The organism is Lysobacter sp. TAB13, assembly GCF_052113885.1.
GTDB classification, from domain to species: Bacteria; Pseudomonadota; Gammaproteobacteria; order Xanthomonadales; family Xanthomonadaceae; genus Lysobacter; species Lysobacter gummosus.
Map to the genome: position 1 here is coordinate 236,839 of NZ_JBFRDR010000002.1, position 25,685 is coordinate 262,523.

Sequence of the window (25,685 nt, forward strand, 5' to 3'; positions counted from 1 at the left end):
GAGCTATCGCCGGGCGCTGTTTCCCTCTTTCAAAGGGGCAACCATTTACACGTATCGGATTCGGTGCAGGCCCATCCAATTGTTTGGATTGCGGCCGCGAGATGCCTATAGCGACGCCGCAACGAGCAGCCCGTCCCGCTGCCTTCCATCTATGTTGCGCTGCAGCTTGCGTCGTCCGTGACCTGATAAATACTATTTATCATACAAATAGGAATTCAGTCGGTGCAGGCCTGTAGAGCGGCGCCGGCAGGGAGGGGGCCGGTATCAGGGGCGGCCCGGAGGATCGTCAACCAACAGCCGCGGTTGTTCGCGAGGGGCAGGGTAATGCATCAATCAGTACTGACTGTATCGGTCCGCAATGCACTCATGGTTCTGTGCGCGATGTCCGTCTTCGCCGCTCAAGGCGCGATGGCGCAGGAATCGGCACCCGCATCCTCACCGGCCGCCGGGGCCGGCGCCGCGGACGCCGCGCAGAAAGACGCGACGACGCTGGGCGCCGTGGTGGTCAGCGGCACCCGCGCCAGCATCCAGAAGTCGCAGGCGCTCAAGCAGGACGCGGTCGGCACCGTGGACGCGGTCTCGGCCGAGGACGTGGGCAAGTTCCCCGACCAGAACGTCGCCGACTCGCTGCAGCGCATCGCCGGCGTCTCGGTGGACCGCTCCGGCGGCGAGTCGCGCTACATCACCGTGCGCGGCTTCGGCCCCGAGTTCAACACGGTGCTGCTCAACGGCCGCACCATGGCGACGGAGAATTCCGGGCGCGAATTCAGCTTCGACGTATTGCCGTCGGAGCTGATCAGCACCGCGGAAGTGTTCAAGACCTCGCAAGCCAACCTCAGCGAAGGCGGCATCGGCGCCACGGTCAACATCAAGACCCGCCGTCCGCTGGACGACAAGGGCTTCCACATCGCCGGCAGCGTGTCGGCCGTGGACGACAGCATGTCGGGCGAGACCAAGCCGAAGTTCTCCGGCCTGATCAGCAACACCAACGCCGACGGCACCTTCGGCGCCTTGCTCGGATTCGTGCGCTATCAGCGCAACCACCTCAGCGAGAGCATCGACGACGGCGGCTGGTTGACCGGCACCAACGGCGTCAACGGCATCGCGATACCGCGCACGATCGAATACAAGGTCAACCAAGAGGACCGCACCCGCACCGGCGTCAACGCGGCGATCGATTGGCTCCCCAGCGAGAAAGTCCGGGTGACCCTGGACGCGATGTACTCCAAGTACGAGATCGATGCGCACGCCAACGGCTTCGGTCTGTTCATGGACCCCGCCGACGTCAAGCAGATCACCGCAGACGGCAACGGCACCGCGCTGAGCGCGGTGCGCGGCAACACCGGCGGGCTCGCCAACGATCACATCGTTTCCTCGAACCCGCGCGATTCCACCAACAAGCAGGTCGGCGTCAATGTCGCCTGGGACCTCACCGATTCGACCAAGCTGGACTTCGACGGGTCTTACTCGAAAGCCGAGGAGAACAGCGGCGGCAAGGGCTATTTCCTGGTGATGGGCGCGCGCAACGTCGGCGTCAACCCGACCTGGAACCTCAATCCGGGCGCGTTCCCGAGCTACAGCAATCTGCTGCCCAGCACCGACACCAACGATCTGCGCGCGCACTTCGTCGATCGCGAAGGCGACAACCGCAGCGACGAGCTGTACGAAGGCAAGATCAGCCTGACCAAGAACTTCTTCGAAGGCACTCTGTCGCAGCTGCAGTTCGGCGTCTCCGGTTCCAAGCGCACCAAGGAAAGCGTCACCGTGCGCTCCTCCGACGCGGATCTGAACTGCGCCTACTGCGGTTACGCCGCGCGGGTGCCGGGCAGTCTGGCCAGCGTGTTCAATGCCGGCTCGCTGGTCAACGGCGCATCGCTGGGCGCGCCGACCCAGTGGCTGACCTTCGATCCGGAAGCCTATCTGGCCTATCTGTCCAGCCCGGCCGCTTACAACCAATTCGCGCCCGGCGGCGAATTCTACGATCCCAACGATCCCAACCGCGCGCAGCGCATCGCCGATGCGCTGACCAAGTACGGCGGTTTCAAGGCGTTGCCGGTGCCGCAGAGCCAGTGGCTGGTCGAAGAAAAATCCTATGCCGCCTTCGCCCAGGCCAACTTCGAGAACACCTTCCACGACATGCCGTGGCAGCTCAATATCGGCATCCGCTTCGTCAAGACCGACGCGACCTCGCGCGCGGTGTCCTCGCAAGTCGAATCCATCACCGGCACGCCCGGCGATCCGACCAATGCGCAGGTGCACTTCACCCCGCCGATTCCGATCGCGCGCAGCACCAGCTACCAGGATTGGCTGCCGTCGATGAACTTCCGCATCAACGTGCGCGAGAACCTCGTGCTGCGCGCCTCCGCATCCGACACCCTGACCCGTCCGACCCTGACCAGCCTGCGCATCAGCGAAGACATCGGGGTGCGCCCGCCTGGACCGGGCACGATCAATACCGGCAACATCGATCTCAAGCCGTACAAGGCGCGCAATTACGATCTGGGCGCGGAGTGGTACTTCAACGACACCAGCTACGTGGGTCTGGCCGGCTTCTACAAGAAGGTCGAAAACTTCGTCACCAACGTCACCCGGCCGACCACGATCCAGGGCTATCCGTTCATGGAGACCCTGCCGGTCAACGCCAACACGGCCGTGGTCAAGGGCGCGGAATTCTCGTTCCAGTACACCTTCGATCGCCTGCCGGCGCCGTTCGACGGACTCGGCATGCAGGCCAACTACACCTACGTAGACAGCAAGCAGACCTTCGATCCTTCGATCGCCACCGGCCAGTTCGCGGTGGTGGGTCTGGCGAACTCGGGCAATCTGATCGTGTTCTACGAGAAGGGGCCGATCGGCTTCCGCGCGGCCTATAACTGGCGCGACGAGTATCTGTCGGCGGTGCGCGGATCGCAGGGCGAACCGACCACGGTGAAGCCGTACGGCCAGATCGATCTGAGCGCCAGCTACAAGCTCAACGATCACGTGTCGCTGTTCGCCGAAGCCACCAACGTCAACAACGAAACCGAAGCGGCGTACTCGCGTTATGAGAGCCGCGCGCAATGGGTCGCCGACAATGGTCGCGCGCTGTCGTTCGGCATTCGCGGGTCGTGGTGATGCGGGCGGACTTGGGCGATGAACCGGGGCATCCGGGCGGCGCGGCGTTGTCCGCCGCCCCTGGCGGGGAGCCGATGAAAATCGCGCGCTCCTCGCGGGCGCTCCGCGCGACCATGCTGGCGTGGTCGCTGTGCTTCGCCGGCACTCTGGCCGCGGCGACCGCGCCTCAGGATGGCAAGGCGGCGCTGGAATGGGAGCGCCCCGACATCAACGAAATCAACCGCGAGCCGATCCGCGCGACCTCGTTTCCGTTCGAGTCGGTCGAGTTGGCCCGGGCCAACCGCATGGCCGATTCGCGCTATTTCCAGACGCTCAACGGCGACTGGCGCTTCGCCTTTTCGCCGAGCGTCGATCGGCGCCCGGCGGATTTCTACCGCGACGATTTCGACGTGTCGGCCTGGAAGACCATCCCCGTGCCGTCGATGTGGCAGGCACAGGGTTACGGCCAGCCGCTATACAACAACATCGCCTATCCGTTTCCGGCCAATCAGCCGTACATCCCGCACGACATCAACTCGGTCGGATCGTACCGGCGCGACTTCACCGTCCCGAAAGACTGGGACGGGCGCGAAGTGCTGCTGCATATCGGCGCGGCCGGCGCCGCGTACTACGTGTGGGTGAACGGCCAGAAGGTCGGCTACAGCGAAGACTCCAAGCTGCCGGCCGAGTTCGACATCACCCGCCACCTGCGCGCTGGCGCCAACAACGTCTCGATCGAAGTGTATCGCTGGGCCGACGGCAGCTATCTGGAAGATCAGGATTTCTGGCGCGTCAGCGGCATCGAGCGCGATGTCTATCTGATGGCGCCGCCGAAGACCTGGATCCGCGACTTCTTCGCTCGCGGCACGCTCGATAAGACCTACAAGAACGGTCAGCTGGACCTGGATCTGAACGTCAGCGGCGAGGCCCGGGCCGCGACGATCAAAGCCAGCGTGCTCGATGGCGATCAAGTGGTGTTGACGCGCAATCTGAGCGTTCCGGCCTCGGCGAAAGAGCGCGCGCTCAGCCTGTCCGGCGCGATCGCCGGCGTCAAAGCCTGGAGCGCCGAAACTCCGAACCTCTACACCCTGTTGCTGGAACTGCACGACGCCGACGGCCGCCTGTTGCAAGCCACCTCGACCCGGATCGGTTTTCGTACCGTGGAAGTGTCCGGCGGCCTGGTCCGGGTCAACGGCAAGGCGATCAAGATCCGTGGCGTCAACCGCCACGAGCACGATCCGGTCAGCTTTCACGTCATCTCCGAAGCCTCGATGCGCCGCGACATCGAGCTGATGAAGCAGAACAACATCAACGCGGTGCGGACCTCGCACTACCCCAACGCCGAGCTGTGGTACGCGCTGGCCGACGAATACGGCCTGTACGTGATGGACGAGGCCAACATCGAATCGCACCGCTACATGCAGATGGGCGACGACGGCATGCGGCCGCGCGACAAGGTCCAGCTGGGTTTCGATCCGAAGTGGGAAAGCTCGCATCTGCAGCGGGTGCAGCGCATGGTCGAGCGCGACAAGAACCATCCCTCGATCGTGTTCTGGTCGCTGGGCAACGAGGCCGGCACCGGGCCCAACTTCGCCAAGGCCGCCGGCTGGGTCCACGCGCGCGACAAGACCCGCCTGGTGAGCTATCTCGGCCAGGGCACGCTGTACTCACAGCATCGGCCCGAGCCGTACGTGGATTTCTACGCGCCGATGTACGACTCGATCGAACGCATCGTCGATTACGCGACCCATCCGGAGTATGCGGACAAGCCGCTGATCCAGTGCGAATACGCCCACGCCATGGGCAACAGCCTGGGCGACCTCAAGGGGTACTGGGATGCGATCTACGCCCACGACCGCCTGCAGGGCGGTTTCATCTGGGACTGGGTCGATCAGAGCATGATCAAGCACACCGCCGACGGCCGCCCGTTCTGGGCCTACGGCGCCGACTACGGCCCCAATCCCTCCGGCGCGGACGCGATCGAATTCGGCGACGGCCTGCTGCAGTCCGACCGCACGCCCAATCCGCATCTGCACGAACTGGCCAAGGTCTACGGCCCGATCCAGTTCGAAGCGGTGGACGCGGCGGCGGGACGGTTCCGCGTGCGCAACCGGCATAACTTCATCGATCTGAGCGGCTTCGATTTCGACTGGCAGATCCGCGAGAACGGCCGCGTCGTGCAGGAAGGCAAGGGCCCGTCGCTGGCGACCGCGGCCGACGCCAGCCAGGAAGTCGACTACGCGCTGCCGGCGCTGGCGAAGCGGCCGGGCGCCGAATACCTGATCACCTTGCGTGCGCGCGCTCGCGCCGCCACGGTGCCGCTGGTACCGGCCGGGCAGGTGGTGGCGTGGGAGCAGTTCGCCTTGTCGCCGCCGCCGGCGCTGCCCGCGCCTGCAACATCGGGTGCGGCAGTGACGGTGAGCGACAGCGCGCAAGCGGCGACCTTGCGCGCCGCCGGCGCCGAACTCAGCGTCAACCGCGGCAGCGGATTGATCGAGCGTTACGCCTATCAGGGCCAGACCCTTCTGCAAGGCGGTGCGCCGAACTTCTGGCGCGCGCCCACCGACAACGACATCGGCACTGGTCTGTATGCCACCCATCAGATCTGGAAATCGCTCTCGGAAAGCCGGCGCGTGCGCAGCGTGCAGGTCGAACGCGGCGGCGGCGACGGCGGCGCGCGCGTGCGGGTGGAATTCGACATCGGCGGCGATACCACGCCGGACGTGCAATACACGGTCAGCTACGCGATGGCGCGCGACGGTTCGGTGGATGTCAGCGGCGAGTTCAAGCCGTTGTACGCCGGCCTGCCCGATCCGCTGCGCCTGGGCCTGATGTTCACCCTGCCCAGCCGCATCACCGATCTGAGCTGGTACGGCCGCGGCCCGCACGAGACTTACTCCGATCGCTACGGCAGCGGCGAGATCGGCGTGTACGCCGGCAAGATCGCCGAACAGAACCACGACTACATCCGTCCGCAGGAAACCGGCAACAAGGTCGATGTGCGCTGGCTCAGCCTGACCGCCGCCGACGGCGCCGGCCTGAAGGTGACCGGGGCCAGGCCGCTGTCGGTGAACGCGCTGGCGTTTCCCTACGCCGACCTGGACCGCAAACCGGTCGGGCAGGCCCACAGCAGCGACATCCGCCCGCGCGAGCACGTTTCGCTGATGATCGACGAGCGCCAGATCGGCCTGGGCGGCGATGATCAGTGGAGCAAGTTCGGCCAGCCGCATTCGCAGTACCGTATCCCGGTGGCGCCTTCGCGCTACCAATTCCGCATAGCGCCGGCCGTGGCCGGCACCGAGGCGAGTCGATGAGCGACAGCAATTCCCCCGCGGCGGCGCCCGGGCAACGTCTGGCCGGCAAATGCGTGCTGGTGTCGGGCTCCTCCAACGGCATCGGCGCGGCGATCGCGAAACTGTTCGTCGCCCACGGCGCGCGCGTGGCCGGTTACGACCGCGCGCCGCCGCCGGACGGACACGCCTCGCCGTGCGAATTCTTCGCCGCCGGGGATGTCGCCGACGCCGAGGCGGTCGCCGCGTTCGTGAGTGATGCGGCGCAGCGGTTGGGAGGCATCGATGCGGTGATCAACAACGCCGGCGTCGATGTGTTCAGCGATCCGCTGACCCTGGCGCAGGACGACTGGTGGCGCAATCTGGCGATCAACCTCGGCGGCGCCTGGAACTTCAGCCGCGCCGCGCTGCCGATGATGCTGGCGCAGGGGCGCGGATCGGTGGTCAACATCGCTTCGGTGCACGGGCACAAGATCATTCCCGGCGCATTTCCGTATCCGGTCGCCAAGCACGCGCTGATCGGGCTGACCAAGGCGCTGGGGCTGGAGTACGCGGCGCAGGGCCTGCGTTTCAATTCGATCTCGCCCGGCCTGATTCTCACCGACCGCATCGAGCGCTGGCTGTCCTCGCAACCCGATCCCGACGCCGCGCGCCGCCGCCAGACCGAACTGCTGCCGCCGCGCCGGATCGGCGAGCCCGACGAAGTCGCCTACACCGCCTTGTTCCTCGCCAGCGACGAGGCGCGCTTCATCAACGCCACCGACATCGTCATCGATGGCGGCCGCACCCAGCTGTATCACGAATGATCGAGCCGTCTATGGATTGGAGAACCCAGCGCCCCTTGATCGCGATTCTGCGCGGCATTACGCCGGCGCAGATCGAGGCGCACGTCGAGGCATTGATCGACGCCGGCATCAGCCTGATCGAGATTCCCACCAACTCGCCGCAATGGCTGCGCAGCGTCGAGCTCGCGGTCGCCGCGGCCGGAGCGCGCGCGCTGATCGGCGCCGGCACGGTCCTGAACCGCGACGACGTGGACGCGCTGGCCGCGACCGGCGCGAGTTTGATGGTCACGCCCAACACCGATGTCGCGGTGATCCGTCACGCGGTCGAGCGCGGCCTGATCTGCGCCGCCGGATTTTCCACGCCCAGCGAAGCCTTCGCCGCGCTGTCCGCGGGCGCGCAGGCGCTCAAGCTGTTTCCGGCGGCCAGTTTCGGTCCCGGCTACGTGCGCGCGATCCGCGCGGTGTTGCCGCCGCAGGTGCCGGTGTTCGCGGTCGGCGGCGTTACTCCGGACAACCTGCCGGGCTACTTGCAATCGGGTTGCGCCGGCGCCGGCCTGGGCAGCGATCTGTACGCGCCCGGCCAGGCGCCTTCGGTCACCCGCGAACGCGGCGGTCTTTTCGTCGATGCCTACCAGAGCGCGCGCCCTTGAAAATCACCCGACTCACCACGTACCGCGTCGCCCCGCGCTGGATGTTCCTCAAGATCGAGACCGACGAGGGCCTCGTCGGCTGGGGCGAGCCGGTCGTCGAAGGCCGCGCGCGCAGCGTCGAGGCGGCGGTCGCCGAAATCGGCGAGCTGCTGATCGGCCAGGACCCGGCGCGCATCAACGATCACTGGCAGACCATGTACCGCGGCGGTTTCTATCGCGGCGGCGCGGTGTTCATGAGCGCCATCGCCGGTATCGATCAGGCCCTGTGGGACATCAAGGGCAAGGCCCTGGGCGTGCCGGTGTACCAGTTGCTGGGCGGACTGGTGCGCGATCGCATGAAGACCTATTGCTGGGTCGGCGGCGATCGCCCCGCGGACATCATCGAGCAGATCCGCAGCCGAGTCGCGCTGGGCTTCGACACGTTCAAGATGAACGCCTGCGAAGAATTGAGCCTGCTCGACAGCAGCCGCGCCATCGACGCCGCGGTGGCCAAGGTCGCCGAGATCCGTTCGGTGTTCGGCAACAGCATCGAGTTCGGCCTGGACTTCCACGGCCGCGTCGGCTGGCCGATGGCGAAGACGCTGATCCGCGAACTCGAGCCGTACCGGCCGTTGTTCATCGAAGAACCGGTGCTGGCCGAACAGGCCGAATACTATCCGCGCTTGGCCGCGCACACCGCCATTCCGCTGGCCGCGGGCGAGCGCATGTACTCGCGCTTCGAATTCAAGAACGTGCTGCATGCCGGCGGTCTGGCGATCGTGCAGCCGGATCTGTCGCATGCCGGCGGCATCAGCGAATGCATGAAGATCGCGGCGATGGCCGAAGCCTACGACGTCGCCCTGGCGCCGCATTGCCCGCTGGGCCCGATCGCGCTGGCCTCGTGCCTGCATGTGGACTTCGTCAGCTGGAACGCGATGCTGCAGGAGCAGAGCATCGGCATCCACTACAACGCCGACGGCGAACTGCTCGACTACGTGATCAACAAGGACGCCTTCGATCTGGAGAACGGCTGCGTGCGTCCGTTCACCCTGCCGGGACTGGGCGTGGAGATCGACGAAGCGCACGTGATCGAACGCAGCAAGCAGGCCGGCGACTGGCGCAATCCGCTGTGGCGGCATCGCGACGGCAGCGTGGCGGAGTGGTGATGACCGCGGCCGTGGCGATCGATGCCGCCCGCGCGAGGCTGGCCGTGGACAGCCGCTGCCGCCTGGGCGAAGGTGTGCTGTGGTGCGAGCGCCGGCAGGCGCTGTGGTGGACCGACATTCAATCGGCGCGACTGTGGCGACATACGCCCGGCGACCGCCGCAGCCGCTGTTGGCGACTGCCCGATCGGCTCGGATCGTTCGCGCTGTGCGAATCGGGGCGATTGTTGCTGGGCCTGGCCAAGGGCGTGTACAGCATCGATCCGAGCGCGGCGGAAGATCTGGATGCGCTGACGCCGACGCTGCTGGCGCCGGTCGAAGCCGACCAACCGACGCTGCGCATCAACGACGGACGCTGCGACCGCTCCGGTAATTTCGTCTTCGGCACCCTCAACGAAGATCCGCGGCGCGCGCCGATCGGACGCTTCTACCAATACTCGTGCCGCCACGGCCTGCGGCCGCTGGCGCTGCCGGGCGTGGCGATCGCCAACAGCCTGTGTTTCGATCTCGACGGCCGCGCCCTGTATTACTGCGACTCGCGGCAAGGCCGCATCATGCATGCCGCCTACGACGCCGACAGCGCCCGGGTCGGCGCGCCGGAGCTGTTCGCCGAAGTGCAGGCGCCGGCTTCGCCCGACGGCGCGGCCGTGGACAGCGAAGGCCGGGTGTGGAGCGCGCAATGGGGCGTCGGCCGCGTGGTCGGCTACGGCCACGACGGCCGCGTCGAGCGCGTGGTAGAGGTGCCGGCCTCCAACGTCAGTTGCCTGAGCTTCGCCGGCGCTGCGCTGGACGAGATCTACATCACCACCGCGCGCGAGGAACTCGACGATGCTCAGCGGCGGGCGCAGCCCGATGCGGGCGGCGTGTTCCGCGCCAGCGTTCCCGGCGTGCGCGGATTGGCCGAAGCGAGGTTCGACGACCGATGATCGCGATCGATTGGGGCAGCAGCAGCCTGCGTGCGTTCCGTCTGGACGGGCAGGGACAGATCATCGACTCGCGCCGCTCCGACCAGGGCGCGCTCGCCTGCGCCGGGCGTTTCGAAGAGGTCTTGCGCGACACGCTGCAAGGCTGGGACGAACGCGTGGTGGCGATGGCCGGCATGGTCGGCAGCCGCCAGGGCTGGCAGGAAGTGAATTACCTCGATTGCCCGGCCGGGCTGGATGAGATCGCCGCGCGGATGACCCGCGTGCAAGCGCCGAGCCTGGGCGATCGCGAGGTCTGGATCGTGCCGGGCCTGAGCGTGCGCCACGACCACGGCGTGCACGATGTCATGCGCGGCGAGGAAACCCAGATCTGCGGCCTGATCGACCGGCTCGGGCCGGGCTCGCACCGCGCCTGCCTGGCCGGAACTCATTGCAAGCACGTGCTGATCGAGAACGGCCGTATCCAGGAATTCGCCACCGCCATGACCGGCGAGATGTTCCAGGTGTTGAGCGAGCACAGCATTCTCGGCCGGCTGATGCAGCCGGGCCCGCACGACCCCGCGGCCTTCCTGAAAGGCGTGGATCACGCCGCGCTGGACGGCGATCTGCTGGAGCACGTGTTCGCGGTGCGCACGCACGGCTTGTTTAACGTGTTGCCGGCGACGGCGCTGCGTTCGTTCCTGTCCGGTCTGTTGATCGGCCACGAACTGCGCCGCCTGCCGGCGCGGCCGGAACCGGTGCACCTGATCGCCGCGCCTTCGCTGGCCGAACCCTACACCGCCGCGCTGACGCGGCGCGGCCATCGCGTGCAGGCGCATGGCGAAGACGTGTCCGCGCGCGGCCTGTACGCGCTGGCGCGAAGGCGTGGGTTACCGGCGGCTTGATCCACCGCGCCGCGGTCCAGGGCGCATCCGATGTTTCCGTGGTCTCGATGGTGGACGCCGACATGCATCGCCGGCGCTGAAGAAGAGAGAGGCGAATAATGTTGTCTGCATTGGATATCGTGATCGTACTGGCGTACCTGGTCGGCATCTTCGCCCTGGCGCAATGGGTGTCGCGCGAGAAAAGCGGGCACAAGAAGACCGCGCAGGATTATTTCCTGGCCGGCAAGGCGCTGCCGTGGTGGGCGATCGGCGCCTCGCTGATCGCGGCGAACATTTCCGCCGAGCAGATCATCGGTATGTCCGGTTCGGGCTACGCGCTGGGATTGGCGATCGCGTCCTACGAATGGATGGCGGCGCTGACCTTGCTGATCGTCGGCAAGTTCTTCCTGCCGGTGTTCCTGCGCAACGACATCTACACGATGCCGCAGTTCCTGGAGAACCGTTACGGCGGCAAGATCCGCCTGGTCATGGCGGTGTTCTGGCTGATCCTGTACGTGTTCGTCAACCTGACCTCGATCCTGTGGCTGGGTTCGATCGCGGTGAGTCAGGTGACCGGCATGGAGCAGTCCTACGCCTTGCTGGTGCTGGGCGCGTTCGCGCTGGCGTATCAGTTCTACGGCGGGCTCAAGGCGGTGGCCTTGACCGACATCGTGCAGGTTTCGCTGCTGGTGCTGGGCGGGCTGATGATCACCGCGCTCACCTTGAACCGCATCGGCGACGGCCACGGCGTGATCGCCGGCTTCCAGCACCTGCTGCAGACGCAGCCGGAGCGCTTCCACATGATCCTGAGCAAGGACAATCCTTACTACAAGGATCTGCCCGGCCTGGGCGTGCTGCTCGGCGGCCTGTGGATCATGAATTTCAGTTACTGGGGTTTCAACCAGTACATCATCCAGCGCGGCCTGGCGGCCAAGGACATCGGCGAGGCGCAGAAGGGCGTGCTGTTCGCCGCGTTCCTGAAACTGCTGGTGCCGGTGATCGTGGTGATTCCGGGCATCGCCGCGGTGGTGCTGGCGCCGGGACTGAGCAAGCCCGATCAGGCCTATCCGACCATGATGGGATTGCTGCCGGCCGGCGTGCTGGGCCTGGTGTTCGCCGCCTTGATCGCCGCGATCATGGCGTCGCTGGCGTCGAAGATCAATTCGGTCGCGACCATCTTCACCCTGGATTTCTACACCAAGCTGCGCCCCGGCCAGGCCGAAGCGAAGCTGGTGCGGGTCGGACGCATCGCCTCATTAGTCGCGGTCGCGCTGGGCATGCTGGCGGCCAAGCCTTTGCTCGGCAGCTTCGATCAGGCCTTCCAGTACATCCAGGATTTCACCGGTTACTTCACTCCGGGCATCACGGTGATCTTCCTGCTCGGCCTGTTCTGGAAGCGCGCCAACGAAGCCGGCGCGCTGGCCGCGGCGATCGGCTCGGTGGCGCTGTCGATCGCGGTGCGGGTGATGTGGCCGGAGTATCCGTTCATGAACCGCGTCGGCGTGGTGTTCCTGCTGGCGCTGGTGCTGGCGGTGGTGGTGTCGCTGATGAGCAAGACCCGCAGCGGCAGCGACCTGATCCGAACCGACGACGTGAGTTATCGCACGCCGCTCAGTTTCAACCTCGGCGCGATCCTGGTGATCGCGATAGTGGCCGTGCTCTACGCCGTGTTCTGGTGATGGCGGCTGATTTTCTACGGAGAACCCCAATGAGCTTCAAGTCGTCCGGCAAGACCGCGGCGTTCGCCTTCGCTTCGTGCACCGCCATCGCATCCCTGCATTCGCCCGTGTTCGCCGCCGAAGTAGGCGCCACGCCGCAGATGGGTTTCAACAACTGGAACTCCACCCATTGCCGCGCCGAGTTCGACGAGAAGATGATCCGCGGCGTGGTGGACAAGTTCATTGAGCTGGGACTGAAGGACGCCGGTTACCAGTACGTCAATATCGACGACTGCTGGGCCTACTGGAAGCGCGACAAGGACGGCAACCTGAAAGCCAATCCGAAGCGCTTCCCCGGCGGGATCAAGGCCGTCGCCGACTACGTGCACAGCAAGGGCCTGAAGTTCGGCATCTACACCAGCGCCGGTTCCTTCACCTGCGAGCCGAAGAAGGAAGACCGCGGCTTCCCCGGCGGCTTGGGCCATGAGAAGCAGGACGCGGCCTTGTTCGCCTCCTACGGTATCGACTACCTCAAGTACGACAACTGCAACAACGAAAAGAAACCCGCGCAGCCGCGCTACACCGCGATGGGCGACGCGCTGCGCGCGACCGGCCGGCCGATCTTCTACAGCGTGTGCGAATGGGGCGAGAACCAGCCGTGGCTGTGGGCCGGCAAGAGCGAGGTCGGCGGCAACTCCTGGCGCACCACCGGCGACATCACCGACACCTACGCCTCGATGGTGGGGATCTTCAAGAAGAACGTGGTGCTGGACCAGTACGCCGGGCCCGGGCACTGGAACGATCCGGACATGCTCGAAGTCGGCAACGGCGGCATGACCGATGTCGAATACCGCAGCCATTTCAGCCTGTGGGCGATCATGGCCGCGCCGCTGCTGATCGGCACCGATCTGCGCACGATCAAGCCCGAGCCGTTGAAGATCCTGCTCAACAAGGACGTGATCGCGATCGACCAGGACCCGCTGGGCGTGCAGGGCAAGCGCATCCGCGACGCCGGCGGCGTGCACGTCATCGTCAAGCCGCTGCAAGGCGGCGACCGCGCGCTGGCGATCTTCAACGAAACCGACGCGGCCAAGGACGCGACGGTCAGCGCCGCCGAACTCGGCCTGGACAAGGCCGGCAAGTACGCCGTGCGCGATCTGTGGCAGCACGACCAAAGCGAAGGCGACGGCTCGGTGCGGGTCACGCTCGCGCCGCATGCGACCGCGCTGTATCGGATCAGCGCGCGCTGAGCCGCGGGCGGCACGGATGATACTGGCCAGTGCCTCGTTGCGGGCGCGGATCGCGCCCGCCTGGGGCGGCGGCGTGGTGCGGCTGGACGCGCTCACGCCGCAGGGCGCGGTGCCGTTGCTGCGCGCGTGCGAGTTCGAATCGGGGCCGGCGCCGTCGGCGCCCGGCCCCGATCCCAATACGCTCGCCTGCTATCCGCTGGTGCCGTGGTCGAACCGGATTTCCGCGGACGGTTTCGAATTCGACGGCCGCCGCATCGAGTTGCCGCGCAATCGCGGCGACGAGCCGTGGCCGATCCACGGCAGTGGTTGGCAGCGGCCGTGGCATGTCGCGCACGCCGATGCCGGCGAGGCGATCCTTGTGCTCGACGAAGACGACGCCTCGCAGGCTTACCGCTATCGCGCCGAATTGCACTACCAGCTACGCGAGGACCGCTTCGAAGCACGCCTGAGCGTCGTCAACACCGGCCCGGCGCCGATGCCGTTCGGCCTGGGCCTGCACCCGTTCTTCGTGCGCGATGCCGATACCCGTTTGCGCGCGCCGGCCCGGCAGGTGTGGCTCAACGACGGCCGCACGCCGCTGCCGACGCAGTTGGCGGACATTCCCGAGCATTGGCGCTTCGTCGAGGAGCGCGGATTGCCGCGCGATTGCGCCGATCACGCCTTCGTCGGCTGGTCGGGCGAGGCCAGCGTTCACTGGCCGCGGCGGCGCCTGCGCCTGGATATCGCCGCCGATGCGGGCAACTTCGTGCTGTTCACGCCGCTGGACGCGGATTTCTTCTGTTTCGAACCGGTCGATCACGCGATCGACGCGGTTCACCTGCCCGGCGGCGCCACCGCTCACGGCATGACCGTGCTGGCGCCGGGCGAGGGAATGCAGCGGCGCTATCGATTCACGGTGCGCGCAGACAGCTGAGCCGCCGCGCGCTTCACTTCGCCTCGAACACGAACCCCGCCGCCTGGAAATCCCCGCGCATGGCGACGGCCAGACCGTTGTTCATCCAGTAAGCGCCGCTGGCTTCGGCCGGCACCGAGTCCGGCGCGGCGGCGCCGCCCAGACGCGAGATGCGATAGCGCTTGGCCGGATCCAGCCCGCGCAGGCGAATCGCCGGATCGGGCAAGGCCTTGGTGCCGCTGTGCAGGAATGCGAACAACACCGCCTGGCGCCGGTCGGCCGACACCGACAGCGTCGCCGAGCGGCGGCCGCCGTCCCAGGGCGAGATCAGCCGGTACAGATCGCCCTGCTGGACCGTGCGGCGCACCTGCTTGTAAGCCTCGACCATGCGCTTGGCGGTGGCGAAGTCGGCGTCCTTCCAATGATTGAGGTTGGCGCCGATGCCCAGCCCACCCTGCATCGACGACAGGAAGCGGTAGTCGAGCGAGGTCTCGCGCTTGTTGACCCAATTGGGCGAATCGGTGACCCAGGCCATCATCACCGCCGGCGCGTAGGCGTGGCTGAAGCCGTCCTGCATGCTCAGGCGGTCGTAAGGATCGGTATTGTCCGACGGCCACACCTGATCGGTGAACGCCATGATGCCCAGATCGACGCGGCCGCCGCCGCCGGAACACGATTCGATCTCAAGCTTGGGATGCTTGCGGCGCAGCTCGGCGAGAATCCAGTACAGGTTGCGCACGTACTCGACATAGAGCTTGGGCTGATCCTCCGGCGCCAGCTGCGCCCAGCCCGGCTCGGACCAGTTGCGGTTGTAGTCCCATTTGAGGAACTGGATGTCGTTGCGGGTGACCAGTTCGTCCAGCACCTGGAACAAGTGGTCGCGTACGTCGCGGCGGGCGAGGTTCAGCACCAGCTGATTGCGCGCCTGGGTCAGCGGCCGGCCGGGAAACTGGATCGCCCAGTCCGGATGGGCGCGATACAGATCGCTGTCGGGGTTGACCATTTCCGGTTCGACCCACAGGCCGAATTCCATGCCCAGGCCGTGCACCTTGTCGATCAGCGGCTTGAGGCCGTTGGGAAATTTGGCCGGGTTGACGGTCCAGTCGCCGAGCCCGGCCTTGTCGTTGTTGCGCGCGCCGAACCAGCCGTCGTCCATGACGAAGCGCTCCACGCCGATGCGCGCGGCTTTCTCCGCCAGCGCCATTTGTCCGGCTTCATCGACCGCGAATTCGGTCGCCTCCCAACTGTTGTAGAGCACCGGGCGCAGGCGCGGCTTGCCGTGGCCGGGCAGGATCTGTTCGCGCTGGAAACGATGGAACAGGCGCGATGCGCCGCCCATGCCGGCGTCGGAATAGCCGGCGTAGAACACCGGCGTGTCGAGGCGTTCGCCGGGCGCGAGCCGATAGGCGAAATCGTACGGGTTGTAGCCGCCGACCACGCGCACCGCGCCGAGCTGGTCCTTGTCGATGCTGATCCGCCACGAGCCCGACCAGGCCAGCGCGCCGAACCACACCGGCCCGCTTTCTTCCGTGGACACGCTGGTGCGGTCGATGGCGAACCACGGCGCGTTCTGCTGGCCGGTGGAGCCGCGCCGGCTTTCCAACACGCTCGCGCCTTCGCTGACCGGGCGCTGTTGCAAGGTCCACTCGCCGGCCCAGCGGCCGCTGAGGTGGCGCAGCCGATAGTCGCCCTCGGGCGCCAGGGTGTAGGACGCGGACGCGGCCTGGTCGATGCGCAGCGGCGTCGTGCCCAGGTTTTCGATCAGGGCCGAACGGCCGACCACGCCGGTGCCGGGGTCGATGCTGTAGCGCAGCGTCACCTGCAGCGGCGCGCTGATGTCCTTCATGACGATAGCGACGCCGTCGCCTTCGATCCGGTGCGAGACGTAGCGCAGGACGGTGTCGCGGTTGCCGTCGGCGTAGGCCACCTTCAGTGCGACCTCGCTGAAGATGCCGCCGCCCTGGGCCGGGAATTCCTGCGGCGTCACCGACGCGGACAGGTCGAAGCTGGCATGGCCGGGCAGCGCCTTGACCGGGCCGAGGCGGTCGCCGTCGCCGAGCTGGCCGCCGAAGTAGACCGCCTGCAGCTGCTCGGCGTCGTTGATGGCGAAGGCATAGGTGACACGGCCGCCGTCGAGGCGGAACACCCGCGTCTGCGCGTCGTAGCGCACCGAGGCCAGGGCCGGGTCGGCGATCGACCCAAGCGCGATCAAAGCCGCGCCGGCGGCGGCGCGAAGCAGGAACGAACGCATGCAGACCTCTCCCTCGGGCTCTTATCGTATTTATCATACAAATAGAATCGTGTCGATCCGCCGGCGCGCGGCGCGGGTCTGATCCGCCGGCGCCGCGATGCCACCGCGATCACACCGGCCGTATTAACTTGCTGACCGGTGCGCGGGCCGCTCCGGCCGCCGTTTAGGCCCGTGCTATGGTGGCGAAGAAGGCGTGGGATGGTTCTTGCCGGAACCGCTGCGTGCCGTAAGAATCGTACTTACCCTACATCGAGCAGCTTGGAAGATGCCCCCTATCGAGTCCGCCGGACGATCTCAGTTGAGCGGCCGCATGACGCTGACGGAACAGCTGCTCGACGCCTTGGGCCGCGAGATCGTGTTGGGACGTTTCGCCGAAACCGGCTTCCCCACCGAAGCGGAAATTTCCGAAGCCTATTCGACCAGCCGCAGCGTCACCCGCGAAGCGATCAAGATGCTCACCTCCAAGGGCATGCTGTCGGCGCGGCCGCGCAGCGGCATCGTGGTGCAGCCCGAGCGCAGCTGGAGCCTGCTCGACGCCGACGTGCTGCGCTGGATGCTGGAGCGCAAGTTCTCCTACAAGCTGCTGCGCTCGTTCACCGAGATGCGGCTGGGCATCGAGCCCACCGCCGCGGCGCTGGCCGCGCGCAACGCCGACGCGCAGGCCATCGAAGGCATCGAGCGCGGCCTCAAGCGCATGATCGCCGCCGAGCGTGGCGAAGACGATCACCTGACCTCCGACGTCGCCTTCCACGTCGCCATACTCGACGCCACCGGCAACCCGTTCTATGTGCAGCTGCACGAACTGGTGAACACCGCGCTGCGGATTTCGATCCAGCTGACCAACCGCATCAAGGGCCACACCGCCAGCATCCCGGCGCACCGCCGCGTGTTCGACGCGATCAAGGCCGGCGACCCGGTGGCCGCGCATGCGGCGATGTCGAGCATCATCGCCGACGTGCTGGTGCTGATCGAAGACGCGCAATCGCGCGAGACCGATCAGGGCAAGGCGCGCAAGCGCGTGGAAAAAACGCCGGCGCGTTCTAAGAAGTAAGTTCGGCGCGTTACGCCGCTATGCGGATCGCGGGACTGGCGATCAGGGCGATTTTTGCACGGCATTTTTGTACATCCAAACGGTACGCAGGCAGTGAGGTGCCCGATAGGGGGCCGCCAGATCGATGCGAACATCGCGATTGTTGAAGGAATATTCGACGCTGCCCGCATGGCCGACGCCGTCACCTACGGACTCGGCCATTTTCTTTGCCCCGATCAAGGCGGCGGCATTTTCGATGGGGAAACATGGCTTGTCGGCTATTTCGATCGCCAGTTCGTTCCACTTCGGCGTGCGCAATCTTGGGTCCGTCAACGCCTGAGCAAGCACGGTTCCATCCGCCAACGTAATGGGTGATTTGACGTTGTTCGAAGGTGGCAATTGCGTGTCGGTATCGACGCCGTACAGCGCTTGGATGGCGTGCACCACTTCATCCACGCCCGCATGCCCCTTCGTAACGGGGAGGCGCAACACTTGTTCGATTCCAAGGCCCAGCCTCGCTACGGGTGTGGAAACCTGCGGGTCACTCGCACAGCCGGCAATTGACAGAAAGAGAAAAAAGCACAAATAGCTCCATTTTTTTGCACCGATTTTCAGGCTTGTCGTCATGTGCCGATTCCTTCGATGATTCGATCAGGTAGCGAACGGCTACTTTAGTGATTGATGTCGCCAGTGGATCAGCTTGAGACTTTTCACGTGAACGACAAAGAACGCGAGGAACGGTACGCAGCCAACGCAAAGTTCCTGCGGGGTAACAGCGGGTTCACCGACATGCCGACGTGCATACAAGGATGGATACTGAAGTCGCCGAATGCCACGGCGGATTTCAACGATTTCTTTGCCAAAGGCGGCAGGATCGTCGCCGAAGGTGCTGAAGAAAAGGCATCTTATCGTGCCGAGCCGCGCCCGGAAATTCATGTCAATCGTAACCGGTATGAATTTGCCCGATTGCCAGAAGGTTGGTATTCCGCCACTGGACTGTTCTCGATCCTTGCCCATGAAATCGGCCATGACAAGGACGGCCAAGCGAAATTTCCGCCGAGCGGAACGGTCGAGCAGTACGTACAATTCCGCAGCGAAAAGGAGGCCAGGGCGATCTTCAACTCATTCCCGATCTTCGCTGACTTGGCAAGGAACGATCCTCAATTTCGTCCAAAACTAGATGAGGTCGGTTACGACTCCAGCGGGCTGGGTTGGGGGCTCCTGTATCAGCAATGGAGCGTCGGAAACCTGGACGACGAATCTGTCGTGAAGGAAATAGCCAAGACCGTCGCCGACTTCCCCTACACCCGCAGCGATGGCCTCACCGACCAGAACCAAGACGGCAGGCTGACTCAGCGCGATCTCTACCTGCGGGACTATCAAGCACTGCTACGCCACCCGAAGGAACCGGACGCGCCGCCGAAGACCTTGAATCTGCACGACATGCGCGAGCCGGACCATCCCGGTCATCGCGGCTATCGGGAAATACTGCATCGCGTCGGCATGTTCGAGGCGCAAAACCGTATTGAATCGGGACCGCATAGCGAACAACTCGCCGCGTCCATCGCCGCTTTGGCCGCGCGCGAAAAGCTCGATCCCAACCAGGTATTCGTCGAAAAGAACGACAAAGGACTCATAGATATAGTGGCGCGTCCGCGCTACGGCGAGCCCGACAGCAGCGAGCGGCGCATCGGGATCGACGCCGCTCAGTTGTCATCGCAACCCATCGAACAAAGCTCGATGCAGCTCGCACTAGCATTCTCCTCCCACTACGACAGCGACGCGCCAGCCGCCGGGCGCACACGCGAGCAAGCGGAAGCATCGGAACAGTTGTCGGCGAACGACCGGGCCATCTTCGACATGATCAGGGCAGGCGCGCCGCCGCATGTTTCCGACGATTCCGTGGCCAATGCCATGCTGCTGGCGAAGCGAGACGGCATCGACACCGTAGACAAGCTGGCCAGCGTGACGATGAGCGGCGACCACTTGTGTGTCATGGGTACGACGCCGGGTTTCCACGCGGCGGTGGACGTAACGGCGCAGGTGCCCGCGATGCAGGAAACCGTACGGAAAACGCAAACTTTCGATCAGGAGCGTGAGCAGCGTCTGGCGATGGAAGCGATACAGCGTGGGCCCGACGATCCGAGCCGCGACGGACCCGCTCGATAAGGCCGGCGTCAGGGAACGTTTGAACGATTCGCACCTTGTAGCGTGATTGATCCGCGCGCGGTAACGTTCGATCTTCAGCCTTGCCGCCGCGCCGTACCCGATACATAGCGGCTGCCAGGCACGCTCCACCGCCACGGCAGATCCTTGCCAACGCTGATACCGATGCGCGGCCCGCCGACGGCGTCTTCCGGCTCGGCGACACCATCGTCGAGAATGGCGAAACCGGCGTGGCCGCCGATCAGATCGATTCCGTCCTGCGCCGCGCCGATGCCCATCGCCTGGGTCAGGCGCGCGGGGCCGCGACACAGATCGCGATCGCTTTTCGTCCGCGGGCGCGTCGCGCGCATCTGCGCGAGTCCGCGCAGCGGTTCCAGGGCGCGGATCAGCACGCCGCTGCCGTCGCCCTGCGGGCCGCACACGCAGTTGCAACACCAGTGCATGCCGTAGGTGAAGTAGACGTACATATGCCCCGGCGGCCCGAACATGCTCGCGTTGCGCGCAGTCTTGCCGCGATAGGTATGCGCCGCCGGATCGGCGGCGCCGGCATAGGCTTCGACCTCGACGATGCGGCCGGCGCGTCCGTCCGCCGCCGCGAGGATCTTGTTGAGCAGCCGCGGCGCGACCGTGGTCGCGGGCCGGTCGAAGAACGCGCGCGGCAAGAGTTCGCCGGGCCAGACGATCGATGCGGTGGATGATGGGGGCACTGGAACTCTCCGCGAAGCGCCGCCGGTGAATGCTTGGCGCATTGTGCGCCAAAGCGTCGCGGCCTTCCCGACCTGAACGCCCTCCGGGTGTTCGTGCGCTCGCTGCCTTCAACCGCAAACGATCGCGGCGGTACCGATTGGATCGCCGGCGCGGCGGGCCCGTTCGCTCGGTCGCCAGGTGCAACGCGCTCGACGCTTACGCGCGAGAAAGGTATATCAGCGCCGGTCGTCGCGACCGGCGCTGGTGATCGTCGGGCCCGCCAGTTCCAGGCGCGCAGCGAAGCCGTCGCGCCTCCAGTGCGTCGTCAGGTACCGGCTAACCCCGTCAAGAGCGTTGAGCCGAAAGAGCTCCAGAGAACCTAGTTGACGACCCGCATCCACTGCTGCGCGGTCATGCTCACCTTTCCGGCGCCCATCGAGGCGCGCAGGTTGCCGAGCTCATCGACCCCATGCAGCGTCATCGGGTACGAGGGCGCGCCGTTGCGCCAGACGAACGGCACCTGCGCCGCCTGGGCGGGGCCGAGCGTGCTGCCCGCCGCGCCGCTGTTTCCTTCCCAACTGGCCCACACTATGCCGCGATCGACGAACGTCGCCTGCTGCGACGACACCGGCATGTAGTTGGTATCGCTCGCGAACAGCACATGGCGGACGCCGAAGGCGCGGATCGCGCCGGTGTAGCGCGAATCGTTGGGATCGGTCTGATTGTTCCGCAACGGCGTGAATACGCCCCAGAACAAGCTGCGCTCGACCTGGACCGCGCCGCCTTCGGTGGACACCGAGCCATTCAACACCACGTCGAACTTGTAGGTCGGCGAACTGCCCTCGACCTTGGCCCGCAACGCCGGGTTCGCCTGGACGACGGCGTCGCGGGTGGCTTTCATGATCCGCGCATTGGAGCTGTCGACGTACAGGTTATAGGCGTGCACGTCGCCGCCTCGCAGACGGGGCATGCGGTCCTGCAGGTCGCGATAATGGTTGTGATGCAAGGTCACGGTGTAGGACGAAATCCCCTCGAGATCGTTCGAGCCGATCAGGTGCCCTTTCTTCTGCGGCAGCGAGATATCGATGATCTGCTGCTTGGTGAAGAAGCCGCGCAGAAAGTCGTACATCGCATTGGCCGCGCGATTGGCCTCCAGGTAGTCGAACTGCCGCGCCACGAAGCTGCCGGGCCCGCTGGCCGGAGGAAGGGTTTCGATCCACGACACGGTGATGTTGTTCGCGCCCTTCTTGATGTCGAGGACGCCGTCATAGGCCTTGCTGAAGCTGCAGTGGTCGATCCAGATGCCCGAGGTCACGCCGCCGCCGTCGCCGAGGGTGACGAAATCCCAGTCGTTGCTGTCGTAATCGCCGTGCGTACCCTCATCCCATTCCCACAGTTCGTCGAAGCGCAGGTTGCGCAGGACCAGATTGGTTCCGCTCTTTATGTTGAGCTCGACATGGCGCAGCACGGCGCCGTTCTTGGAATAGATCGTCAGCCCGTTGAAGTTCGTCACATCGAGCAGGGACACGCCGCTGGCGATCAACGACGGATGCTTCTTGGGCGCCTTGTTCTGGCGCAGCAGTCCGTCGGCGCGGGCCGCGTCATCGACCTCGTTCCAGCCCATGTCGAGATCGTTCGCGATCTCGATGACCTTGACCGGAGTGGAGCTGGAAGTGCGCGCGGCGCGCAGCGCGGCGATGAAGCCCGCCGGCGTGGTCACGCGCCGGTACTTGGCGTCGGATTCGGCGATGTATCCACCCCCGGTCACGCTCGCCGCCGCATAGCCTTCGATGTTGTACATCGAGACCCCAGCCGCGGCGGCCGGCATGAGGCTCGCGATAGCGAGGATCAGCACCGCGATCGGGCCGCGGCGTCCCATGGTCCGATGGCGCGATCCGGCGCTGGGCGCTGGAACGACTGCGCGCGCGATGTGCTTTGCACGGCGACTGGCGAGGGTTTGCATGTGAACTCCAGTAACCGCGCGCGATACGCGCGGTTGTAGGGTTGATCTTCGGGATCGAGGCGAGGGCTCGGCGCGACCGGTGCCCGTCGCGTGGCCTTACCTGATCGTGCAGGCGCCGGGAACCGGCGAGATTTCGCCGGGTTCGCCGCTGGTCAGTCCGAGATACTCGACGCATTTGCGCCCGGAGGTCGAAACGCTGGTGAGTACGGCCTTGTCGCCGGCCACGCCGTTGGCGTAACGCGAGTTGATCCCGGCGATCGCGCCGGTGTCGGCGGCGACGACATTGGTGATCTGCACGGTCCGGCTGTACTGCGTCGAGCAATTGCCGCACGAGCGGTACAGCTTGCCGGCCTTCTCGACCTCGAAGTATTCGATCTTCATCGTGCCAGGGCCGTTGTGCTGGAAGACCTTGTCCTTCGCCAGGCGCGCGCCGCCGCCCTGGACGAGAAACACGTCGGAGGCCTTGTTGTTCTTGAAGGTCGCGGCGTCTTCGCCGACATCGTCCCAGTACACCTCCGAGAGCGTGCACGTGCCGTAGCAGTGAATGCCGTCGCCACCGCGGCCGCGATAATTCCGCTCGGTGCCGGATTTCGAACCGTCGCCGATCACCACGTTCCTGAGCACCGCGTTGTTGCGCAGGATGAAGGTCGGTTTCTGCTTTTCGGTCTGATCGCCGGGGTCGCCGACATAACGCACCGCGGTACCGGCGGGACAGTTGTTGCGCTGGGCCGCGTCGAAAGTTTCGCCATCCACGGTGATGGTCTTGATGCTGCTGCCGCTGCCTATGTCGATGGTCTTGCATACGTTCGGAAGATCCAGCGCGAAGCAGGAAGGAGAAACCAACAGCAGCGCCAGATAGATGCAGTGCCGGAAGCCTTGTGCCTTGTTCATGGTCGAACTCCTTCAGCAAGTTGATAGGGATGCCATCGGGTGCTGCATCGACGTCGTCGTGCTGCCGCAGCGGGCGTCAGTTATAGGGAGCTCATGCGGCGCAGCATGATGATGCGAGTCACAACGCCTGCATCGGATCGAGGTCCGTGCGATGTCTTCGGACAAGCGCGTTGTCCGGGGACAAGTCTTCCAAGCCGCGTTCGCGTTCGCCGTTTCCTCGATGCATGTCGCAGCGGGAAGAGCGAATCCGACGGAGACGATTCCGGCGATCGAATCCAGACCGTGAGCGCGGTCGACGAACCGGCCGGCGGGCGCGTGGACGCCGCTCCTTGATCCGCGCCTGCCTGCAAGCGGCACCAGCGCTTTTCCCGCATCGCAGCATGCGCCCGGCACGGGCCTCTGCTAGCGTATGGCCACCGGTGTCATCTTCTGTCGGTCAGGACGATGCAAAACGACATGTCCAGGATGAAACGCGCGTGCGGGCTTCATGGCGGGACGCCGAGCGGATCGGCGCGCGCGGGCCGCATGACGATCGCCGGAACCTCGACGGTGGACGACATCGCGCGGATGGCCAATGTCTCGGCAAAGACCGTCTCGCGGGTGATCAACAAATCGCCGCTGGTCAATGCGGACACCCGCGACCGCATCCTCGCGCTCATGGGCGCACTGCGCGACCCGCGCGACAGTCAGCTGCCCGTGGTGGCGGCTTCGCGGCGGAAGTTGATCGGCCTGGTCTACGACAACCCCACCGCGCACTACGTCATTGAGATCCAGCGCAGCGTGCTGGATGCCTTGAAGGGCAGCGGTTTTGAACTGGTCGTGCATCCGTGCGACAGCAACCGCTCCGATTACGTCGACGGCGTGCGCCGGTTCACCCTGCAGCACAAATTGCATGGGCTCATCCTGATCCCGCGCGTATCGGAGGACGAACTGCTGGCGACGGCCTTGCGCGAGACGGGATGTCGCTATGTCCGCGTGGCCTCGATTCCCTTGGACGACCCGATGCGTACCGTGCTTACGCGCGATCGCCAGGCCGGCGTGGAAGCGGCCCATCACTTGATGTCGCTGGGGCATCGGCGACTGGGCGTGATCACCGGACCGCGCCGCTATCGTTCGTCGATCGAACGCGCGGAAGGCTTCGCCCAGCATCTGGCCGTGAACGACGTCGGGCTGTCGTCGAAATGCGTATACCTGGGCGGCTATACCTTCGAATCCGGCGTGGCCGGCGCGGAGTACCTGTTGGCGCAGACGCCGCGGCCGACCGCGATCTTCGCCTGCAACGACGAGATGGCGGCGGGCATCTACAAAGTGGCGATGCGTCTGGGGCTGTCGATCCCCGAAGACCTGTCGGTGGTCGGTTACGACGACAGCTCGCTGGCCTCCCAGCTGTCGCCCGGTCTGACCACGATCCATCTGCCGATTTCCGAGGTTGGACGATTGGCGGTGCAGTCGTTGCTGGGGCGCCCGGCCGCCGAAAGAGCCGCGAGCGCGATGCCGGGTCTGCAGGCGGCGGTGACGCCTCGCCTCACCATCCGCGACTCCACCGGGATCCCGGCCGGCCGGCCGTTGGAGGCCTACTGATTCGGCAGGCCTCGTCGTTGCATCGAACCGTCAGCGCTTGCGCCTGTAGACGACGATGATGGTCAGGTCCCGCGAGCCGGTCTGGCGCAGGCCGTGACGGCTGCCGTTTCTGGTCAGGATGGCGTCGCCACTCACCACCAGGCTTCGCTTTCCGTCCAGGGTCAGCTCGCCCTGTCCCGACACGATGTAGTAGATCTCGTCCTTGTCGTTCGTATGTTCGCCTATCGACGCGCCGGGATGCAGCGCGCGCTGGCGGAACACGATGTCGAAGCCGGCTGCGCGTTCGAAAAACGGATACGCGGTGGTCGTGCCGTCGCCTTCGTGCGGCCCGGGCTGTTGCACCGCGATGTCGGCAGCTCGCTCGATGTAGGAATCCGAGCGCGGTGGCAGGTCGGGTTCGGCGGCCGGGGCCGGGAACGCCGTCAGCGCCGATGCGATGACGAGGGCTTGCCTGAAGACCTTGGGTTTCATAGCGATCGCTCCGAATGCGGATTTGCGAGCCAACCATCCTCCATCCCTCGGCAACGCCACGCCGCTGACGTAATCCGATGCGCGACTGGCAAGAAACAC

Annotated in this window: 19 protein-coding genes; 13 read left to right on the forward strand and 6 right to left on the reverse strand. The window is 65.7% G+C overall.

Annotated features, from left to right (window positions below):
* Nucleotides 1-381: 381 nt before the first annotated feature.
* The 10 genes from AB4Y92_RS03800 (at nt 382) to AB4Y92_RS03845 (ending at nt 14,567) form a co-directional block, all read left to right on the forward strand.
* Nucleotides 382-3,114 carry a TonB-dependent receptor gene (locus AB4Y92_RS03800; protein WP_441818441.1) on the forward strand — a complete coding sequence of 911 codons (2,733 nt, stop codon included), beginning with the start codon at nt 382-384 and terminating at the stop codon, nt 3,112-3,114.
* A gap of 74 nt (nt 3,115-3,188) precedes the next feature.
* Nucleotides 3,189-6,407 carry a glycoside hydrolase family 2 TIM barrel-domain containing protein gene (locus AB4Y92_RS03805; protein WP_441818442.1) on the forward strand — a complete coding sequence of 1,073 codons (3,219 nt, stop codon included), beginning with the start codon at nt 3,189-3,191 and terminating at the stop codon, nt 6,405-6,407.
* Nucleotides 6,404-7,189 carry an SDR family oxidoreductase gene (locus AB4Y92_RS03810; protein ID WP_441818443.1) on the forward strand — a complete coding sequence of 262 codons (786 nt, stop codon included), beginning with the start codon at nt 6,404-6,406 and terminating at the stop codon, nt 7,187-7,189. Before AB4Y92_RS03805 ends, AB4Y92_RS03810 begins: the two co-directional genes overlap by 4 nt.
* A gap of 11 nt (nt 7,190-7,200) precedes the next feature.
* Entirely contained in the window at nt 7,201-7,818 is a 618-nt protein-coding gene (locus AB4Y92_RS03815) for a 2-dehydro-3-deoxy-6-phosphogalactonate aldolase (protein WP_441818444.1), read from the forward strand.
* Nucleotides 7,815-8,963, forward strand: a complete 1,149-nt coding sequence (gene dgoD / locus AB4Y92_RS03820; protein WP_441818445.1) for a galactonate dehydratase — start codon at nt 7,815-7,817, stop codon at nt 8,961-8,963. Before AB4Y92_RS03815 ends, dgoD begins: the two co-directional genes overlap by 4 nt.
* A complete protein-coding gene (locus tag AB4Y92_RS03825) occupies nt 8,963-9,886 on the forward strand; it encodes an SMP-30/gluconolactonase/LRE family protein (protein ID WP_441818446.1) in 924 nt (307 codons plus the stop codon). Before dgoD ends, AB4Y92_RS03825 begins: the two co-directional genes overlap by 1 nt.
* Entirely contained in the window at nt 9,883-10,767 is an 885-nt protein-coding gene (locus AB4Y92_RS03830) for a 2-dehydro-3-deoxygalactonokinase (RefSeq protein ID WP_441818447.1), read from the forward strand. The genes AB4Y92_RS03825 and AB4Y92_RS03830 overlap by 4 nt, the downstream gene beginning before the upstream one ends.
* A gap of 95 nt (nt 10,768-10,862) precedes the next feature.
* Complete coding sequence (locus AB4Y92_RS03835) at nt 10,863-12,425, forward strand: sodium/sugar symporter (protein WP_441818585.1); 1,563 nt, start codon at nt 10,863-10,865, stop codon at nt 12,423-12,425.
* Nucleotides 12,426-12,454: 29 nt separating this feature from the next.
* Nucleotides 12,455-13,654 (forward strand): glycoside hydrolase family 27 protein, encoded by a 1,200-nt coding sequence (locus tag AB4Y92_RS03840; protein WP_441818448.1) that lies wholly within the window; start codon nt 12,455-12,457, stop codon nt 13,652-13,654.
* Between the two features lie 16 nt (nt 13,655-13,670).
* The gene (locus AB4Y92_RS03845) at nt 13,671-14,567 is read left to right on the forward strand and encodes an aldose 1-epimerase (RefSeq protein ID WP_441818449.1); all 897 of its coding nucleotides are present in this window, start codon (nt 13,671-13,673) and stop codon (nt 14,565-14,567) included.
* A 13-nt stretch (nt 14,568-14,580) separates the two neighbouring features.
* Here AB4Y92_RS03845 and AB4Y92_RS03850 read toward each other — a convergent pair whose 3' ends face one another.
* Nucleotides 14,581-16,797, reverse strand: a complete 2,217-nt coding sequence (locus AB4Y92_RS03850) for an alpha-galactosidase (protein WP_441818450.1) — start codon at nt 16,795-16,797, stop codon at nt 14,581-14,583.
* Nucleotides 16,798-17,107: 310 nt separating this feature from the next.
* Between AB4Y92_RS03850 and AB4Y92_RS03855 the strand changes: the two genes are divergently transcribed.
* Nucleotides 17,108-17,848: a FadR/GntR family transcriptional regulator gene (locus tag AB4Y92_RS03855; RefSeq protein WP_441818451.1), complete on the forward strand. Its 741-nt coding sequence runs from the start codon at nt 17,108-17,110 to the stop codon at nt 17,846-17,848.
* A 42-nt stretch (nt 17,849-17,890) separates the two neighbouring features.
* On the opposite strand, the gene AB4Y92_RS03860 is transcribed toward AB4Y92_RS03855, so the two are convergent.
* On the reverse strand, nt 17,891-18,454 hold the full coding sequence (locus AB4Y92_RS03860) for a hypothetical protein (RefSeq protein WP_441818452.1): 564 nt from the start codon (nt 18,452-18,454) through the stop codon (nt 17,891-17,893).
* 87 nt (nt 18,455-18,541) lie between these two features.
* Between AB4Y92_RS03860 and AB4Y92_RS03865 the strand changes: the two genes are divergently transcribed.
* On the forward strand, nt 18,542-19,996 hold the full coding sequence (locus AB4Y92_RS03865) for an XVIPCD domain-containing protein (RefSeq protein ID WP_441818453.1): 1,455 nt from the start codon (nt 18,542-18,544) through the stop codon (nt 19,994-19,996).
* Between the two features lie 74 nt (nt 19,997-20,070).
* On the opposite strand, the gene AB4Y92_RS03870 is transcribed toward AB4Y92_RS03865, so the two are convergent.
* The 3 genes from AB4Y92_RS03870 to AB4Y92_RS03880 all read right to left on the reverse strand — a co-directional run bounded on the left by AB4Y92_RS03870 (nt 20,071) and on the right by AB4Y92_RS03880 (nt 23,534).
* Nucleotides 20,071-20,700, reverse strand: coding sequence for a DNA-3-methyladenine glycosylase (locus tag AB4Y92_RS03870; RefSeq protein WP_441818454.1), 630 nt, complete (start codon nt 20,698-20,700; stop codon nt 20,071-20,073).
* Nucleotides 20,701-21,059: 359 nt separating this feature from the next.
* Nucleotides 21,060-22,559 (reverse strand): pectate lyase family protein, encoded by a 1,500-nt coding sequence (locus AB4Y92_RS03875; protein WP_441818455.1) that lies wholly within the window; start codon nt 22,557-22,559, stop codon nt 21,060-21,062.
* A 180-nt stretch (nt 22,560-22,739) separates the two neighbouring features.
* Nucleotides 22,740-23,534, reverse strand: a complete 795-nt coding sequence (locus tag AB4Y92_RS03880) for a pectate lyase (protein WP_441818456.1) — start codon at nt 23,532-23,534, stop codon at nt 22,740-22,742.
* A gap of 525 nt (nt 23,535-24,059) precedes the next feature.
* On the opposite strand from AB4Y92_RS03880, the gene AB4Y92_RS03885 reads away from it, so the two are divergent.
* Nucleotides 24,060-25,115: a LacI family DNA-binding transcriptional regulator gene (locus AB4Y92_RS03885; RefSeq protein ID WP_441818457.1), complete on the forward strand. Its 1,056-nt coding sequence runs from the start codon at nt 24,060-24,062 to the stop codon at nt 25,113-25,115.
* Between the two features lie 30 nt (nt 25,116-25,145).
* Here the strand turns inward: AB4Y92_RS03885 and AB4Y92_RS03890 are convergent, their stop codons facing one another.
* The gene (locus tag AB4Y92_RS03890; RefSeq protein ID WP_441818458.1) at nt 25,146-25,586 is read right to left on the reverse strand and encodes a cupin domain-containing protein; all 441 of its coding nucleotides are present in this window, start codon (nt 25,584-25,586) and stop codon (nt 25,146-25,148) included.
* Between the last annotated feature and the right edge of the window lie 99 nt (nt 25,587-25,685).